Here is a 15,762-nt window from a genome sequence, read left to right on the forward strand (position 1 = left end):
CCATGCCCATGAACACCGGTTTCAGCGCCCGGCACGGCACTGCCGGGACCAGGGGCGCCCCCGGCTCACCGCAGCGGCTGCCCACGGTCGTCGTCGGGGCGGGCCCCTACGGGCTCTCCACGGCCGCCTGGCTGAGTGCGGCGGGAACACCCCGGCGGGTTTTCGGTGACCCCATGGAGTGCTGGCGGGCCAACATGCCCGCGGGCATGTACCTGAAGTCGGTCCCCGCCGCCTCCTCCCTCTCCGCACCGGAGTCCGGATACCGTCTGGCGGACTTCCGTGCCGCGCGGGGACGCGGACCGGTCGGCGACCGGTACCCCGTTCCCGTCGAGGAGATGACCGCCTACGGGCAGTGGTTCCAGGAGCGCCGCGTGCCGGAACTGGAGCACCAGAAGGTCCGTGCCGTCGGGCATGCGGACGGGCTGTTCGCCGTCACCCTGGACTCCGGGGAGGAGTTCCTCGCCGAGAACGTGGTGATGGCCACCGGACAGGTCCCGTTCGCCCACGAGCCCGCGGAACTGACCGGCCCCCTCCCCGGGGACCTGGTCTCCCACACCAGCCGGCACCGTGACCTGACCCGGTTCTCGGGGCAGCGGGTCGCCGTCCTCGGCGGCGGGCAGTCGGCCCTGGAGAGCGCCGCGCTGCTGCACGAGGCCGGGGCGTCCCCCACCGTGATCGTCCGCGCGGCGTCCGTCGCCTTCGGCAGCCCGCCCGGCACGGACCGGCCGTCCGACCGGCCGCTTCCGGTACGGATCGTCAAGCCGGGTTCCCCGCTCGGACCGGGCTGGTCGCTGCTGGCGTGCAGCTACGGCGGCGGCGCCTTCCGGCATCTGCCGCAGGAGATGCGGATGCGGCTCGTGCGCAATGTGCTCGGTCCGTCCGGCGGCTGGTGGCTGCGGCACCGCGTGGACGGGCGTGTCCCGGTGCTGTGCGGCCGTACGGTCCGCTCCACGGGGGCCGAGGACGGCACGGTGCGTCTCGAGGTCGAGGGCGTGGGCACCGGCGTGGGCACGGAGGTGCTGCGCGCCGACCATCTGCTGCTGGCCACGGGGTACCGGGTGGACGTCGACCGGCTCAAGCTGCTGACACCCGAACTCCGGCGTCAGGTCTGGACGTTCCACGGCGCCCCGCGGCTGTCGTCCGGGTTCGAGTCCTCGGTGCCCGGGCTGTTCTTCACCGGACTGGCCGCCGCTCCCACCTTCGGCCCCGTGCTGCGGTTCGTCGCCGGCACCGGGTTCGCCGCGCGCCGCGTGGCCCGCTCCGTCGCGACCGGGACCCGCACCCTCCCATGACGGCGCGGGGCGTGACGGCCGGTCTGCTCATGCTGGTGCTGCTGGCATGCGGCGCCTGCGGTTCCCCGGCGGGGCCCTCCGCGCCCTCGCCCCCGGCACCCGGCGTCTGGCGGCTGGTCCTCCAGGACGAGTTCGACGGATCACGCCTCGACACGGACCGCTGGGCCACGTGCTACGACTGGAACGAGGACGGCTGCACCATCCGCACCAACGACGAACTGGAGTGGTACCAGCCCGACCAGGTCTCCGTGGACGGGGGGAAGCTGACCCTCACCGCCCAGCGCCGGGCCGTCCGCGGCAGCGACGGAGAGGTCTACCCCTGGGTGTCCGGCATGATCTCCACCGGCCGGGACAACTGGTACGCCGAACCACGGGAGACCTTCACCTACGGCTACTTCGAGGCGGCGGTCCGCATCCCGGAGCAGGGCGGGATGGCGCCGGCGTTCTGGATGATGCCCGCGAGCCGGTACACCCCGCCCGAGATCGACATCATGGAGTTCCTCGGCACCACACGCACGCTGTCGATGTTCGTGCACTGGCGCAACGACGAGGGCGAGAAGAGGAAGCAGGGAGCGGCCTTCACCGCGGAAGGCTTCCCCGACGGACACCACGTCTTCGGGGTGCTCTGGGAGAAGGACAGGCTCGTCTGGTACGTCGACGGGGTCGAACGGTTCCGGGTGACCGAACCCGAGCGCATCCCCCATGTGCCCATGGAGGTCATCCTCAACCTGGCCGTCGGCCTCCCCCACACCCCGCCCCCGGGCACCGTCTCGGCGCGCATGCTCGTGGACTGGGTCCGCGTCTGGCAGCACTGACGTCCCGTCAGGCGGGGAGCGCCCGGTAGGGCCGCCCGGTCACCGCCCGCGCCCGGCGGTAGGCCCGCCAGCCCCTGGTCCGCACTCCCTCGGCGAAGGGTGCCACGGGGGCTCCCGCACCGCTGGTCCAGAGCGCGAAGCGGTCCCGTCCGGTGTCCGACCTGACCATGAGCCGGGCGAACCGCAGGGGGTCGTCCCGCTCCGAGCTGAACGCCGCACCCCGGACGGCGGCGGCCGAGGTCCAGCCGGCCTCCCGCACCAGCGCGCGGACGGTGCGGCTGGAGTAGCCGTGCGGGTAGGCGAAGGAGTGGACCCGGTGCCCGAGCTCGTCCTCGATCCGCCGCTTGCAGCCGGCCACCTCCTCCCGCACCGACGCCCGGGGCAGCGTGTCCAGCTGCGGATGGGTCACGGTGTGCCCGCCGATCTCGACCCCGGCCGCGTCCAGCTCCCTGACCTGGGACCAGTCGAGCGTCGTCACGGACGGGAACGGCCCGCTGTCCGAAGGCCCTCCGGGAGCGCTCAGGGCGCCCGTGGTCACGTACAGGGTGGAGGGGAGTCCCCGGGCGGCGAGGACCGGAGCCACCGTGGACGCGAAGTCCGCGTATCCGTCGTCGAAGGTCAGCACCGCGGAGCGCGGCGGCACCGCGGGACCGCCGAGCAGGGCGGCGACCAGCTGCCGCAGCGGGATCACGTGCAGTCCGCTGTCGGCGATCATGTCCAGGTGCTCCACGAAGGTGCGGGGGCTCACGGTGAACTGCGCCAGCCACCGCGGTGAGCGGTCCGACACCGCGTGATAGAGGAAGACGGGTACGACGCTCATGACCGGGCCGTCGTCGCCGGCTGTGCCGCTCCCCGCCGACGCGGGCGCAGACGCCCGGGGACGGTCCGGGAGCCCAGCGGGCGGATCGATCCGACGAGGTAGCCGGTGACGGTCGCGCCCACTCCCCCGGACAGCGCCCCGATCGTGCGCAGCGCGCCGGGCCGGCCGATCCGGGTGACGCCCCGGGCGAGGGCCCGTGAAATGGTCGACCGTACGTACACGCGCTCGTTGGCCAGCGCCGGTCCGCTGCCGCAGCGCCGCGCCACCAGCGCCTTGGACAGCCCTTCGATGTAGCAGCGGTTGCGGAAGTAGGCCCAGCTCGTGCGGGACCCGGGGACCCGGTGCCGGATCTCGGCGGCCGGCTCGTACAGCAGGACGGCCTCCGGGTCGCGGGCGGCGAGCCGCAGACACAGGTCCGTCTCGTCGCAGCTCGCCACCGGACGGCTGCCCACGCGGCCGAAGGCGTCGAAGAAGCCGCCGACGGCGATGAGTTCGCTTCTGCGGAAGGACATGTTGGCGCCGATGAAGTTGCGGACGCGGGCGGCCTGCCGGGGCTGGCCCCGGTAGGAGCAGCCCACCACCCAGTCGAACTCCGGCGGGAACCACACCGGCCGCCCGGTCAGCCACCACGGCCGGACGAACCCGCCGACACCCACCACGCGGGGGTCGCCGTAGGGCGCCAGGAGACGGCCGGTCCATCCCGGTTCGGCGGTGGCGTCGTCGTCGAGGAAGGCCACCACGTCGGTGCGGGAGACCTCCACTCCGGTGTTGCGGCCCCCGGACAGGCCCTGCCGCCTCCGGTTGGGCACCACGCGGACGCCGGAGAACTCCCGCTCGGCCCGGTTCAGGAGGTCCTCGTTGTGGTCGACCACCAGCACGACCTCGTCGGCGGGCGGGTCCTGGGCCAGCACCGACGCGATCGCGGCCCGCAGGTCCTCCCAGCGGTCGAGGGTGTACGCGCAGATGACGACCGACAGGGTGGGGACGGTGCGTTCGGTGGGGGGTGCGCTGTTCATGATGACCCTTCGGTGACGGGCGCGAGCCAGCGGGACCGGGACACGACCAGGAAGACGGCGATCACGCATTGGGTGACGAGCCAGGCGACGCCCGCGCCCACGACGCCGACCTCCGGCAGCAGCAGACGGGTGAGCCCGAGCGCCAGGACGCACATCGCCACCTGCAACGCCACGGCCCAGCGCAGGCGTCGCCGCGCCCGGACCACGTCGATGGCCACGCTCAGCAGCAGGTTCGGCAGTGCGGACAGGGCCAGCAGCCGCAGCAGCGTGCTTCCCTCGGCCGCGTACGAGGCGCCGAAGATCGACAGGATCTGCGGGGCCGCCACGACCAGCACGAGTACGACGCTGCCCAGCAGCAGCCCCGAGTGGCGCAGGACGCGCAGGGAGTGCTCCACGAGGTGTTCGGGCCCGCGCACGGACTCCGCGAGCAGTGACGTCCCCATGTTGCGGGCGAGCAGGTAGGGCACGTAGGCGACGCCCCAGGCCACCGAGTAGAAGGCGCTCTGCTCGGCGCCGAGGGTGTTCAGCACGATCAGCGGGACCAGGGTGTACCCGGCGACCCGGAACAGGGAGCCGAGATAGTCGGCCGTGGCGTACCCGAGCATCCGGGGTGGTGGCGGCGCGGCCTTCGTCTCGCGCTCGTGCCGGGGGATGCCCCGGCTCATCAGCACGAAGTTGGCCACGAGCAGCGAGATCACGAGAGCGCCGGCCCAGGACAGCAGTATCCCGGAGAAGAAGCCCAGGGCCGCGCCGAGAGCGAGCAGCAGTATCTTCACGAGGGCGAAGATCAGGTTCTCGCCCACCACCCAGCCCGGCATACGGACCGCGGTGAGCGCGCCGTCCTGCAGGACGAAGACGGCGTAGCCGGCGGTCGCCACCACGAAGCAGATCGCGGTGACCGGTGTCAGCAGGAAACCGAGCCTCGGTGCGACCAGCGGCACCAGCGCGAGGAACACCGCGGAGACCACCACGGTGAAGGCCGTGCTCGCCGCGTAGCAGGTGAGGACCAGACGGCGGGTGCGGCGCCCGGCGGTCGGCACGAACCGCACCAGGAAGTCGTTCAGGTTGAGCTGCCCGATGCCCGTGAGCATGAGGGACGCGGCGAGTGCCGAGGAGCTCAGGCCCACGATCCGCTCGTCGTACCAGTGCGTCGCGAGGGTCCAGAAGAAGAAGCCGAGGCCGGCGCTGACGAGGGAGCTGACGGCGAGGACGTGTCCCGTACGCAGGACGGGCTCGCCCGGGAGCGCGGCGGCGACACCGGCGCGCAGCATGCCCAGGGGGCTGCGTCGCACACCGGCGCTTCTGGCCGCCGGGTCGATTGCCGGACTGGTGCCCAATCCGCTCACCTCATCTCACCTGCCGGCGCCGCCGAGACGTCCGCGGAGATAGCCGCAGGGGCCGTACACCATCCCCCGCACTTCCAGGAGTGCCAGGCGCCGGGACCAGCCGGCCTCGGGATCGGCGCCGCGGTCGCGTGACCGGGTGACGGCGTAGCGGATGCCGCGGGGCAGCCGCCGCAGCAGGGCGGGCAGCCGGCGGGGGTCGCGCAGCAGCGCGCCGGTGAGATAGGCGCCCAGGCCCGCACCGTAGCCGAACGCCTGCGCGGACACGGCGTCCCATGTGCGGCGGTGGCAGTGCCAGACGATGGCGCGCGGCTGGTAGGCGAGCGTGTGGCCGGCCGTCAGGATCTCGAAGAAGGCGAGCAGGTCGTCACCGCCCAGGCCGGGGGTTCCGGCACCGGTCGCGGTGTCGAAGCCGCCCAGGGCGCGGAGCACCTCGGTACGGAAGGCCATGTTGGCGCCGGAGCCGAAGCGTCCGGCGGTGAACGGGAACAGCGGGTCCGCCGGCGGATCGAACAGCGACCAGGAGCGCGGCACGTACCCTTTCGCGAAACCGCCCTGCCGTTCGAGGGCGCTCTGGGCCCCGGTCTCCAGTTCCGCGGGGACGATCAGCCCGGTGACACAGCCGATCCGCGTGTCGTGCGCGAAGGTCCCGGCCAGCGCCGGCAGCCATCCGGGGTCGACGAGCGTGTCGTCGTCCGTGAACGCGACGATGGATCCGCGGGCGCGGGCGAGCCCCACGTTGTGGGCGTGGGCCAGCCCGGCGACGGATTCGTGGACGTACCGGACCCGCCCGGCGAATTCTCCGCGGACCAGGGCTTCGGTCCTCCCGTCGGCCGGGGCGTTGTCGATCACGAGGATCTCGAACTCGGGGTACTCCGAGCGCAGCAGCGACCGCAGGCAGTGTCCCAGCTTCTCCGGCCGGTCACGCGTGGCCACGACCACGCTGACGACGGGTGCCGGGTGAAGTGCGGAGCGCCGCACGCCCCGGCACGGCCACTCGTCCGTGCCGCCCTGTGACGGTCCGCCGCGGTCCACTGCGCGGTGCCGGGCGAGCGGCCCGGCCAGTTCCGCACGGGCGGTACCGGCCAGCGCCTGCCACAGACCGTCGGGTCCGGAGGTGTCCGCGGCGCTGACCATGCCCAGGGGGCAGCCGTGCAGCCGGACGAGCGCCCGGGCCCGTCCCTGCGGCCGGACCGGCCCCCGGTCGCCCGGCGTCCGGAACTCGCCCGGACGGGCCAGGTCGATGTCGACCACCGGCACCGGGGGCCGGAGAGGGGGAGGACGCACCGGGGCGGAGTTCACGCCGCGCTCCTGTCGGCCCGGGCGGCGAAGGAGCGGGCGCCCGGCCGTTCCGAGAACAGGGTGCGCAGCACCCGGCGCCCGTCGGATATGGCGTGGAGGTTCGAGCAGCCGCTGCGCCGGGGCAGTTCCAGGCTGGGGACCTCGGCGATGCGCAGACCGGAGCGCAGGGCGTGCACGATCATCTCGGCCTCGATCTCGAAGCCGGCGGCGTGCAGGTCGAGCTGGTCGAGGAAGCTGCGCCGGAAGGCACAGAAGCCGTAGCACAGATCGGTCAGGCAGGCGTCATACCACCTGTTGGCGGCGAGCAGCAGCACATGGTTGCCCATCCTGCGGATGCGCGTGATGTCGAGCGATCCACCGCCCGCGACGAACCTCGACCCCTTGACGAAGTCGTAGCCGTGGTCGAGGAAGTGCACGAAGTGGGGGATCTCCGCCGGCGACATGCTGCCGTCGGCGTCCATCATCACCACGTAGTCGCCCTTCGCCTCCAGGAAGCCGGTACGCAGCGCGTTGCCCTTGCCGGGGCCGCTCTGCCGCACGTTGCGCACGGTGGGAAGGCAGTGCTGTGCCATGGGGACCGTGGCGTCGGTGGAGTCGCCGTCGACGAGGATGACCTCGTCCACACATGCCGGGATCTGCTCGAAGACCCACGCGATGTTGCGCGCCTCGTTGAGGGCCGGCACGACCAGGCTGACGGTGGCGTGTGCCCCGGCCTCCCGCTCGTCACTGATGATCGGGTCGTTGTACATGCTCATGCATCTCCGAGTACGCATCTACGCCATATATTTACAGCGTATACGTACACTTTCGCCCGATTTGTAAGCGACGTCAAGAGGGCGTCACGGTTCTTCGGGCGGGGCTCGCGCACGCCCCCCGCCGGGCAGGCGGGGGCGGAGCCGGTGTTCGGGGGTGCAGAACGGTCGCGACGCCCTGACGTGGGCCGTCGCGGCGCCTGGGCGAGGCCGTCGCGGCGCCTGGGCGAGGCCGTCGCGGCGCCTCACTCCGGGGGCGGCGGCTCGGGCCGGCCGGCATCGGCCGCCCGCGGGCCCGGGGCCGGGCCCGGGGCCGGGGCCGGGGCCGGGGCCGCTCGCGGCGCCCCGCGCCGGCGCCCGCCGGGCCCGGGCAGCAGGGCCAGGACGGAGGTGACCACGGCGAGCGCGAGCAGCGCCCGGGTGACGGTGAACCAGCCGCTCAGGAACAGGGGCCCCACGACGAGCACCGCCGCCGACATGCTGACCGTCAGGGCCAGGACACCCCTCTCCAGAACCGCCGTGCGGTCCATGACGCGCGCCGGGCCCGGCCGGGCCCACCGGGAGCCCGCCAGGCCGGGACAGACGAGCAGGAACGCCGTCGTCACCACGATGCGCAGGACCAGTGCGTCCGGCAGGAGGACGACCACCGCCAGAGCCGCCCAGCCGGACAGCGCGAGCCCCCAGCGCAGGGGGCTCATGATCCCGTTCCGCCCTGGTACCGGTAGACCACCGCGTCCTTGCTGCGGTAGACGGGGATGTAGTCGGGGTCCTTCGACAGGGCCGACTCCAGGCGTTCCACGGTGTCGGCGGGCAGGACCCCCCTCTGGTAGAGGTCGGCGGCCTGGGCGCGGGTCAGGATGATGTAGGCGGGCTGTTGCGGGGTGGCCCGGTGGATGAACCCCTCCAGGCCCTCCACCGGGTTCTCCACCAGGCGTCGCTGGTCGGCGATGTCCTGCGCGTCCAGCTGCACCTGGGGGTTCTCGTCGTAGCGCATGTACAGGCCGGGCACGGCCGACGTGAGGGAGACGATCGTGGACCCGGGAGGAGAGGTGTCGGCGACGAAGCGCCCTGCCGCCACCTCGTCCTTCTCGAAGTAGTTCGCCGATTCCTTGCCGTAGTAGCCGAACACGAGGCCCGCGAGCAGGGCGAACAGGAGGGGACAGACGACCGCGGCGCGAAGGGGCGAGAGGCTTCCCCGCTTGAGGAACAGGGCCGCGATCAGGAGCGAGGCCGCGGGCAGCGCGAAGAGATAGGCGCGGAAGATCATCTCTCCGCCGTAGGCGTTCGCCGCCAGCACCGGCAGCGGAGCCACGACGAGCAGGGGCAGACCGGTGCGGCGGACCCAGGGGCGGGCCAGGAAGGCGACGGCCGCCAGGAGGAAGACCGCGGCGGACAGACTCCGGTCGACCCAGGCCACCACGACATGACCGGGGGCGGCGGTCCCGAGGGCGGCCAGCCCGGAGACGACGTTGGTGTCGGGTTTCAGCAGCTCGCCCAGGAAATCGTGCAGGTTCTCCGCGATGTAGGGGCGGGCGACGGTGGCGTACCAGGCCATGTTCAGCGCCACCGCCGCGGCCAGGACGGGCAGCACGATCCGTCGGTTGCGCCGCGGGAGCGACAGCACCACCAGGGCACTGAGCAGCATGAGCGGGGTCAGCGGGTGCGAGGTGATGATGACGGCCATGAGCACCACGACCAGCACGAACCGGCCGAGCGGCCATCGCCCGGCGCGGATGCCGCCCGCACGGTAGAGCACCGAGGTGGGCAACTGGCCCATGACCAGGGCGATCACCGTGACGAAGAGCAGGAAGGCGAAAGCCTGGGGGGCGAAGTAGTCCTGCCCCACCCAGGAGCACGAGTAGTAGATCCACGCGGCCCCCCAGATCAGCCGCCGGTCACGCGTCACCGTCCGGTAGAGCAGCAGCAGAGGAGCGAGCATCAGGGCGTTGAAGACGGGCGGGGTCCAGGTCGCGTAGCCGAGCGCCGAGTCCAGGCCGGTGGCCTGCAGGAAGAACGCATTGAGGTCGAAGAATCCGGGCCACTGGTTGTAGATGGCGAGCTTGTCCGCGTGGGGCACCTCACCGCGGTGGCGGATCACCGCGTCGACGACCGCGACATGTTTCCACGCCCAGCTGTAGCGCAGGGTCGGGTAGAGCAGCGTCGGGGTCGCGTGGATGACCGCGATCAGCCCCAGGACGTAGCCCGCGAACCACCCGGCGGCGCTCCGCCGGTCGGTCAGTGCCAGGCAGAAGCCGAAGGTGAGCAGGCCGAGGGCGACCCAGAACAGCACCGGCAGCACCTGCAGCAGGCCGTAGTCGCGCATCTCGGCGAGGTGGACGTTCCGCAGGGACAGCAGCCAGAGGACGAGAGCCGAGGGAAGGATCAGGCGTACCGCCCACTGCCGTGCCGTGGTCCGGCCGGAACGGCCCCGCTCCCCGGCGGGAGCGGGCCGCGGCGGCCCGGGGCCGGCGAAGGACGCCGTGCGCCCGTTCGTCAGCGCCTGGAGCTTGCCCATGAAGAGGTCTCCCGGGGAACCGGTACTCCGACGACGGTCCTCATGACGCGGGACCGGGCCGCCCGGGAGGACCCGCCACGATCCCGTGACGGCCGCCGGGGGCGTTGACTCGACGCATGCGGCACCTTCCGGATCCGGCCTGCCGGGTCTCCCACCCCTGTGCACGGCCATCTGGTGACACCGGCTGACGGCACTCCGCTCGTCGGTCCACATCAGCGCTCGATGTCGACCGAAATGAGGTAATAGTACTGATTGTGACGGCATTTCCGATCGCTGCAAGCGGCAGCTCGTAGCGATCACGCACAGCACGCGTCGGAACGGGCCCGGAGGGAGAGCGGTGAAGCCACGAGTGAGGGACGCGCTGCCGTGGCCGGCACGTCTTCCGACGAGGGGACCCATCGCCTGGGCGGCCGTGATGGCGACGCTCCTGACGGCGACCGTGAGCTGTGACCTCTTGTCGGCCCAGGACCGGATCCCCCGTCCGGACCACATCGTCGTGGTGATCGAGGGGAACCGGTCGTACGACGGCGTCATCGGGAACGCGGACGCCCCCTATCTCAATCGACTGGCCCGGCAGGGCGCATCCCTCACCCAGTTCTACGCCCTCACCCATCCGAGCCAGCCCAATTACCTGGCGCTCTTCTCCGGCTCCTTCCTGGGCGTCAGCGACAACTCCTGCCCGCACACGCTCACGTCGCGGAATCTCGGCTCCGAACTCCTCCAGGCCGATCTGGCCTTCGTGGGCTATGCGCAGAACATGCCCCGCGCCGGCTTCACCGGCTGCGCCGACGGCGCCTACGTGCGCCGGCACAACCCCTGGGTGAACTTCACCAACCTCTCCGCCTCGGTCAACCGCCCGTGGACCGACTTCCCCCGCGACTTCACGGATCTGCCGACGGTCGCGTTCGTCGTCCCGGACCTCGAGCACGGCATGCACGACGGGAACGTACGGCGGGCGGACACCTGGCTGCGGGACAGTCTCGGCGGCTACGCCGACTGGGCGATGACCCACAACAGCCTGCTGGTCGTCACCTGGGCCGAGGACGACTCGGACGGCCCCAACCACGTCCCCACCATCCTGGTCGGTGAACATGTCCGGCAGGGCGACCATGACCAACCGCACAATCAGTACGGTCTGCTGCGCATGCTGCTGGACGCGTACGGCCTCAAGTCCCTCCACAACAGCGCCGATGTGGAACCCGTCGACGTCTGGAGCGACGACTGAGGCACAGGGACCTCAGGGGTCCTCGAAGCGGATCAGGCGTTTGACCGCCGTCCGCAGCCGGCGGTCGGCCGCCGTGACGGGAAGCCGTTCCCGGAGACAGCGCGGGGAGGAGAAGTTTTCCGCACCGAACCCCGCCTTGAACTCGGCGAGAGAGGACCCCGGGGCGGACTCGCCCATGTCGAACGTCCGGCAGCCGGCCTCGCACGCGTCCTCGATCGCCAGCCGGTAGAGCAGGGGTATCGCACGGATCGGATGGGCCAGTTCGCGGTCCATGGCACTGCGCCACATCTTGGCGTGACCGCCGTGCCGCAGGACGATGCACGCCCCGGCGGGCTCACCGCCGCGCCAGGCCATCCAGATCGCGCACCCCTCACCGAACCGGGAGGCCACTTCTTCCAGGCGGCGCGCCGGGAACTCCCGGGTCCTGCGCCAGCGGGCCAACGCCAGCGGCTCGTGCTGCTGTTCGGCCCAGCGCACGATCGACTTCCGGTACAGGTGGTAGAAGGCGGGGACGAGCCTGCCGGTACGGTCCACCTCGACCTCGACGTCCATGCGCTCGGCACGGCGGACCTCCCGCCGCATACGGCGGCCGAAGCGCTTCTCCCAGACGGCGCCGAAGCCGCCGTCGAGGTCCACCATCTGCGTCATGTGGGGTTCGAGACGGAAGCCGGTCGCCGCGTCCGACCACAGGTCCTGATCCGCCGGCCGCAGCCGCACCCCGACCCGGAGCGCACGCTGCCGGGCGAGGTCGGCGAAGACCGCGCGTGCCTCCGCCGGGCTCACGCCGTCCGGACACACCGGCCCTCCGATGCCCCACTGGACCGGCCAGGACTCTTCCGCGCCCAGAACCTGCGGGCGACGCCTTCTGGCGACGAGCGGGAGCACGAGCCGCAGGCCCCGCTCGAACTCGTAGAGGCGGCTCGCGTCCCGGTACGGCCCGGTGGCGCACACGCAGTCCAGCCAGTGAGGGGTCTGACTGGGGTTGGTCTCCGGGTCCTTGCCCGCCAGCTCCCACCAGACGCCGCGCGGAGCGGGCGTGGTGATGTGCGCGAGGCCGGCCGGGGTCCTGATGAGCAGCTCAGCTGGTGCGTCCACGGGCGTCACTCGTCCTTGAATCCGATGAGACGCTTCGCCGTACTCCGGCAGAGCCGGTCGATCGACGTCAGAGGGAGCACTTCCCTGCGGTAGCCGACCGACGGGTAGCCGCGCGCGCCGAGCCGTTCCTTGAAGTCGCTGACGGAGGAGCCGGGGACCGAGTCGCCCAGGTGGTAGAAGCGGCAGCCGGCCGCGCAGGCGTCCTCGATGGCGAGCTTGTGCAGCAGTGTGGTGGCACGGCTCGGATGAGCCAGTTCCTTGACCATCCCGCTCCGCCAGTACTTCGCGTGAGGCCCGTGACGGAGCACCATGATGGCCGCCGCGGGCTGGCCTCGGTACGAGGCCAGCCACACCGCGCAGGACTCGGCGAAGGTCTCGGCGACGGCCTGGAACTTGAGGAGCGGGTCGATGCGGCGCCGCCGCCAGCGAGCGAGCGCCAGCGGCTCGTGCTGCTGTTGCGCCCAGCGGGCGATCGAATGCTGGTAGAGCGTGTAGAAGACCGGTACGAGGCGCCCGGTGCGGTCGACCTCCACGTCGACTCCTGCCTTCTCGCCCTTGCGCACCGCGGTTCTCACCGGTCCCTTGAACCTCCGCCGCCAGACGTCGTCGAAGCCGCCGTCGAGGTCCAGGACGTAGGTCGTGTGGGGCAGGACGGTGAAGTCGGACGGCACGGCCGACGGCCACGCGGGATCGACGGTCGGGCCGAACCGCACGGACACGCGGTTCGCGGGAAGGCGGGCCAGATCCCCGAAGACGGCACGTGCCTGCCCGGGGTCGAGCGCCTCGGCGGCGACAGGGGCTCCGATGCCCCACTCGGAAGGCCAGGCGTCCTGGGCGATCAGGCGGGCGGGCCAGCCGCGCCGCCGGGTCAGCGGTACGACGATCCTGCCGGTGTCCCCGAACTCGTAGAGGCGACTGGCGTCCTCGTAGGGACCCGTCGCACAGATGCAGTCCAGCCAGCCCGGAGTCTGGGTTATCAGCGCCTCGTCGCTCTCGTCGACCAAGCGCTGCCATTCATCCCGAGGTGCCGGACATGTCACGCGGGGCCGAGCCCGGGTCGGCGAGGTTCGCAGGTCCGAAGAACGCATGACGCCCTGTCCTTACGCGTCGCAATCGGCAGGAGTCGGAACCCTCACTCACTCAAGCGTGCTCTCTCACCCGTCGGGCCGCATCTCCTCGACGTCGAATCGCAGAACGGGGAACCGGTGGATATCCTGGGCTCAGAACGGCAGTACGAGCACCTGGGCATAGGCAGTTGACAGAGGTGACCGTGGACCGATCGAACGGAACCCAGACCTCGACGCGCATGGTGCGCCTCCATCAGCGCTTCCCCTCGCACCGGCTGACGCGGGGCGTGCGCCGCAGGCTCGATGACACGATCGATCTGGTCCGCCTCCAGCTCGACGCGCTGCCCGACGGCGTCTACCAGCCTGTCCCGGGCATTCCCGTGCGGAAGGCGAAGCGGTCCGTCGGCACCCGGTCGCGCTGGACGGCGATGGAGCCGGTCGTCGAGCGGCTCGGCGTGGAGAGTGCGCTGGACGTGGGGGCGAACGTCGGCTACTTCCCGATCATGCTCGCCAGGCGCGGGATCCCTTCCGTCGCGCTGGAGGCGGATCCGAAATGCGTTCGGACAGCCACGACAGCCGTGCGGCGCAACCAGCTCGACAACGTGGCGGTGACGTCCCTCGAGTTCCGCCCCGACACGCTCGGCCTCCTGCCGGCGACCGACTGCACCCTCCTGCTGTCCCTCTGGCATCACCTGGTGCGGGAGCTGGGCCTCGACACCGCCACCCACCTGCTGCGGGGGCTCTGGGCCCGGACCGGCAAGGTGATGTTCTTCGACAGCGGCGAGGACGAGATGCCCGAGTCGTTCGGACTGCCGCGCATGGTGCCGACGCCCGACGCGTGGCTCACGGAGTACCTGCAGGAGAACTGCGCCGACGGGCGGGTCGAACACCTCGGCCGGCACCGGGCCTTCGACGCCGACGGATTCCCCACGGACCGGGCGCTGTTCGCCGTGATCCGGGAAGCGCCGCACGGGCGGTAGGCGCCGCACGGGCGGTAGGCCGGGGCGGCGCGGGAGTTTCCCGATGGCCGACCGTACGGCCGGCCACGCAGTCGTCGCACGAGGGGCTCACAGCCCGGTCGACGCGCCCCCCGTCCACGAGTCCGCCGGTCTGGCCGGCTGGGCGGAAGGTCCGGCCGAGGGTGAGGGCGGTATCACCCGGGCCAACTCGCGGCGCAGACGGTCGGCTTCACCGCTCACCTGGGCGGGGACGTCGCCGCGTTCGGCCACGAGGCGGCTGTAGATGGGGGTTTCCAGGAACACGGGGAGATCTTCCTGCCTTCTCTGTCATCGGGATCAGCGGGGCGGACGGCACTGCAGGACAGCCTACGAACCACCACTGACATCACCGACTCCCCCGGCCTCAGATACTGCCAGGCCGCCGGACGTACGGTGCGGCCGGGAGGGGATCCGCCACGAGACCGTGACATGAGCGTTTGGCCGGGCCCCGCTCCGGCAGGACGGGGCGGGCCCCGGCGCGGCCCCGCCGGGACGGGGCCCGGCCGCCCTCAGTCCTCCGGACTCGTCGCGCGGGCCAGGGCGACCCCGCCGATGATCAGGGCGAGGGCGAGAAGACGGCCTGCCGACACCGGGTCCTTGTGGACGACGATGCCCAGGGTGATGGCGCCGACCGCGCCGATCCCCGTGAACACCGCGTAGGCCGTGCCGACCGGCAGACCGCCCTTCATGGCCAGCGACAGCAGATAGACGGCGACGGTGCCGAGGGCGAAGCAGAGCAGTGTGGGCAGCGGACGGGTGAAGCCCGCCGTGGGCTTGATGCTCTGCGACCAGGCGGCCTCCACCAGGCCCGCGGCGACGAGCAGCAACCAGCTCACAGTGTCTCTCCTGTCTTGCGGGCGGCTTCCAGCGCGGCCGCGCGGGAGGCTTCGTGGGCCCCTCGCCGGCCGGCGAGGGCAGGGTCCAGGAGGGAGTTGACCAGCTCGGTGCCGAGGAAGGTCATGGCCTCCTCCGGGACGGCGAAGTGCCCGGCGAAGAAGTCGCGCAGATAGCGCTCCTGGTGATCGTAAGGGTGGCGCGGGGCGCCGGGGCCGTACGCCCCGCCGCGGGCGTACGCCACCACGAAGCGCCGGCCGGCCAGCGACATCCGGGGGAAGGTCACCTGGTCGATCCATGCCTTGAGCGAGGCCGGGACGGAGTAGTTGTACATCGGGGTGGCGATCAACACGGCGTCGGCGGAGAGGAGTTCGCCGAGCAGCGGCTCGACGACGGCCCAGGCCGCCGCCTGTCCGGGGGTGCGCACGGCCTCCCGGTAGCGGGCCGGGTCGGTGATCCCGTGCTCCAGCACGTGGTCGCACAGCTCGGTCCATGCCTCGTCGATCTGCGGGACGGGCGTACGGGCGAGGTCGCGGTGGAGGTAGGTGCCGCCCGGGTGGGAGGCACGCCACGCGGCGGCGACGGCGTCGCCCGCCTCACGGCTGAAGGACTGACGGCGGGCACTGGCGTCGAGGTGCAGCAGCGTCGGCATGACGGGGGCGTCCCTGTCTCTCGGCAACGGAGGTCT

16 protein-coding genes are annotated in these 15,762 nt (G+C 71.9%); 4 read left to right on the forward strand and 12 right to left on the reverse strand.

From position 1 onward, the window contains the following. Nucleotides 1–2 precede the first annotated feature (2 nt). Entirely contained in the window at nucleotides 3–1,292 is a 1,290-nt protein-coding gene (locus ACIQGV_RS23455; protein ID WP_402497066.1) for an NAD(P)-binding domain-containing protein, read from the forward strand. Beyond that, a complete protein-coding gene (locus ACIQGV_RS23460; RefSeq protein ID WP_402497067.1) occupies nucleotides 1,289–2,107 on the forward strand; it encodes a family 16 glycosylhydrolase in 819 nt (272 codons plus the stop codon). Before ACIQGV_RS23455 ends, ACIQGV_RS23460 begins: the two co-directional genes overlap by 4 nt. Nucleotides 2,108–2,114: 7 nt before the next feature. On the opposite strand, the gene ACIQGV_RS23465 is transcribed toward ACIQGV_RS23460, so the two are convergent. From ACIQGV_RS23465 to ACIQGV_RS23495, 7 genes are all read right to left on the reverse strand, one after another. Beyond that, nucleotides 2,115–2,927, reverse strand: a complete 813-nt coding sequence (locus ACIQGV_RS23465; RefSeq protein ID WP_402497069.1) for a polysaccharide deacetylase family protein — start codon at nucleotides 2,925–2,927, stop codon at nucleotides 2,115–2,117. Continuing rightward, nucleotides 2,924–3,943 carry a glycosyltransferase family 2 protein gene (locus ACIQGV_RS23470; protein WP_402497070.1) on the reverse strand — a complete coding sequence of 340 codons (1,020 nt, stop codon included), beginning with the start codon at nucleotides 3,941–3,943 and terminating at the stop codon, nucleotides 2,924–2,926. Before ACIQGV_RS23470 ends, ACIQGV_RS23465 begins: the two co-directional genes overlap by 4 nt. After that, a complete protein-coding gene (locus tag ACIQGV_RS23475; protein ID WP_402497072.1) occupies nucleotides 3,940–5,235 on the reverse strand; it encodes a lipopolysaccharide biosynthesis protein in 1,296 nt (431 codons plus the stop codon). The genes ACIQGV_RS23470 and ACIQGV_RS23475 overlap by 4 nt, the downstream gene beginning before the upstream one ends. Before the next feature lie 60 nt (nucleotides 5,236–5,295). Then, on the reverse strand, nucleotides 5,296–6,588 hold the full coding sequence (locus ACIQGV_RS23480; RefSeq protein ID WP_402497074.1) for a glycosyltransferase: 1,293 nt from the start codon (nucleotides 6,586–6,588) through the stop codon (nucleotides 5,296–5,298). Further along, the gene (locus tag ACIQGV_RS23485) at nucleotides 6,585–7,343 is read right to left on the reverse strand and encodes a glycosyltransferase family 2 protein (RefSeq protein ID WP_402497076.1); all 759 of its coding nucleotides are present in this window, start codon (nucleotides 7,341–7,343) and stop codon (nucleotides 6,585–6,587) included. Before ACIQGV_RS23485 ends, ACIQGV_RS23480 begins: the two co-directional genes overlap by 4 nt. A 242-nt stretch (nucleotides 7,344–7,585) precedes the next feature. After that, complete coding sequence (locus ACIQGV_RS23490) at nucleotides 7,586–8,038, reverse strand: hypothetical protein (RefSeq protein ID WP_402497077.1); 453 nt, start codon at nucleotides 8,036–8,038, stop codon at nucleotides 7,586–7,588. After that, a complete protein-coding gene (locus tag ACIQGV_RS23495) occupies nucleotides 8,035–9,855 on the reverse strand; it encodes a glycosyltransferase (RefSeq protein ID WP_402497079.1) in 1,821 nt (606 codons plus the stop codon). The genes ACIQGV_RS23490 and ACIQGV_RS23495 overlap by 4 nt, the downstream gene beginning before the upstream one ends. A gap of 415 nt (nucleotides 9,856–10,270) precedes the next feature. Here ACIQGV_RS23495 and ACIQGV_RS23500 point away from each other — a divergent pair, with 415 nt between their 5' ends. After that, complete coding sequence (locus tag ACIQGV_RS23500) at nucleotides 10,271–11,080, forward strand: alkaline phosphatase family protein (protein WP_402497080.1); 810 nt, start codon at nucleotides 10,271–10,273, stop codon at nucleotides 11,078–11,080. Between the two features lie 12 nt (nucleotides 11,081–11,092). On the opposite strand, the gene ACIQGV_RS23505 is transcribed toward ACIQGV_RS23500, so the two are convergent. Together ACIQGV_RS23505 and ACIQGV_RS23510 are read right to left on the reverse strand one after the other, a co-directional pair. Next, nucleotides 11,093–12,175: a GNAT family N-acetyltransferase gene (locus ACIQGV_RS23505; protein WP_402497081.1), complete on the reverse strand. Its 1,083-nt coding sequence runs from the start codon at nucleotides 12,173–12,175 to the stop codon at nucleotides 11,093–11,095. A gap of 5 nt (nucleotides 12,176–12,180) precedes the next feature. Next, nucleotides 12,181–13,179, reverse strand: coding sequence for a GNAT family N-acetyltransferase (locus tag ACIQGV_RS23510; protein WP_402497082.1), 999 nt, complete (start codon nucleotides 13,177–13,179; stop codon nucleotides 12,181–12,183). Between the two features lie 266 nt (nucleotides 13,180–13,445). Between ACIQGV_RS23510 and ACIQGV_RS23515 the strand changes: the two genes are divergently transcribed. Next, nucleotides 13,446–14,222 (forward strand): hypothetical protein, encoded by a 777-nt coding sequence (locus ACIQGV_RS23515; protein WP_402497084.1) that lies wholly within the window; start codon nucleotides 13,446–13,448, stop codon nucleotides 14,220–14,222. 87 nt (nucleotides 14,223–14,309) lie between these two features. Here the strand turns inward: ACIQGV_RS23515 and ACIQGV_RS23520 are convergent, their stop codons facing one another. The 3 genes from ACIQGV_RS23520 to ACIQGV_RS23530 form a co-directional block, all read right to left on the reverse strand. After that, a complete protein-coding gene (locus ACIQGV_RS23520) occupies nucleotides 14,310–14,504 on the reverse strand; it encodes a hypothetical protein (RefSeq protein ID WP_402497085.1) in 195 nt (64 codons plus the stop codon). A gap of 245 nt (nucleotides 14,505–14,749) precedes the next feature. Beyond that, entirely contained in the window at nucleotides 14,750–15,076 is a 327-nt protein-coding gene (locus ACIQGV_RS23525) for a DMT family transporter (RefSeq protein ID WP_402497086.1), read from the reverse strand. After that, entirely contained in the window at nucleotides 15,073–15,726 is a 654-nt protein-coding gene (locus ACIQGV_RS23530) for an FMN-dependent NADH-azoreductase (RefSeq protein WP_402497087.1), read from the reverse strand. The genes ACIQGV_RS23525 and ACIQGV_RS23530 overlap by 4 nt, the downstream gene beginning before the upstream one ends. Between the last annotated feature and the right edge of the window lie 36 nt (nucleotides 15,727–15,762).

This window comes from Streptomyces sp. NPDC093094 (assembly GCF_044754345.1).
Lineage (GTDB): Bacteria > Actinomycetota > Actinomycetes > Streptomycetales > Streptomycetaceae > Streptomyces.

Coding starts and splice junctions, on each gene's coding strand:
- ACIQGV_RS23455 (WP_402497066.1), top strand. CDS start 3: ATGCCCATGAACACCGGTTTCAGCGCCCGGCACGGCACTGCCGGGACC.
- ACIQGV_RS23460 (WP_402497067.1), top strand. CDS start 1,289: ATGACGGCGCGGGGCGTGACGGCCGGTCTGCTCATGCTGGTGCTGCTG.
- ACIQGV_RS23465 (WP_402497069.1), bottom strand. CDS start 2,927: ATGAGCGTCGTACCCGTCTTCCTCTATCACGCGGTGTCGGACCGCTCA.
- ACIQGV_RS23470 (WP_402497070.1), bottom strand. CDS start 3,943: ATGAACAGCGCACCCCCCACCGAACGCACCGTCCCCACCCTGTCGGTC.
- ACIQGV_RS23485 (WP_402497076.1), bottom strand. CDS start 7,343: ATGAGCATGTACAACGACCCGATCATCAGTGACGAGCGGGAGGCCGGG.
- ACIQGV_RS23490 (WP_402497077.1), bottom strand. CDS start 8,038: ATGAGCCCCCTGCGCTGGGGGCTCGCGCTGTCCGGCTGGGCGGCTCTG.
- ACIQGV_RS23495 (WP_402497079.1), bottom strand. CDS start 9,855: ATGGGCAAGCTCCAGGCGCTGACGAACGGGCGCACGGCGTCCTTCGCC.
- ACIQGV_RS23500 (WP_402497080.1), top strand. CDS start 10,271: ATGGCGACGCTCCTGACGGCGACCGTGAGCTGTGACCTCTTGTCGGCC.
- ACIQGV_RS23530 (WP_402497087.1), bottom strand. CDS start 15,726: ATGCCGACGCTGCTGCACCTCGACGCCAGTGCCCGCCGTCAGTCCTTC.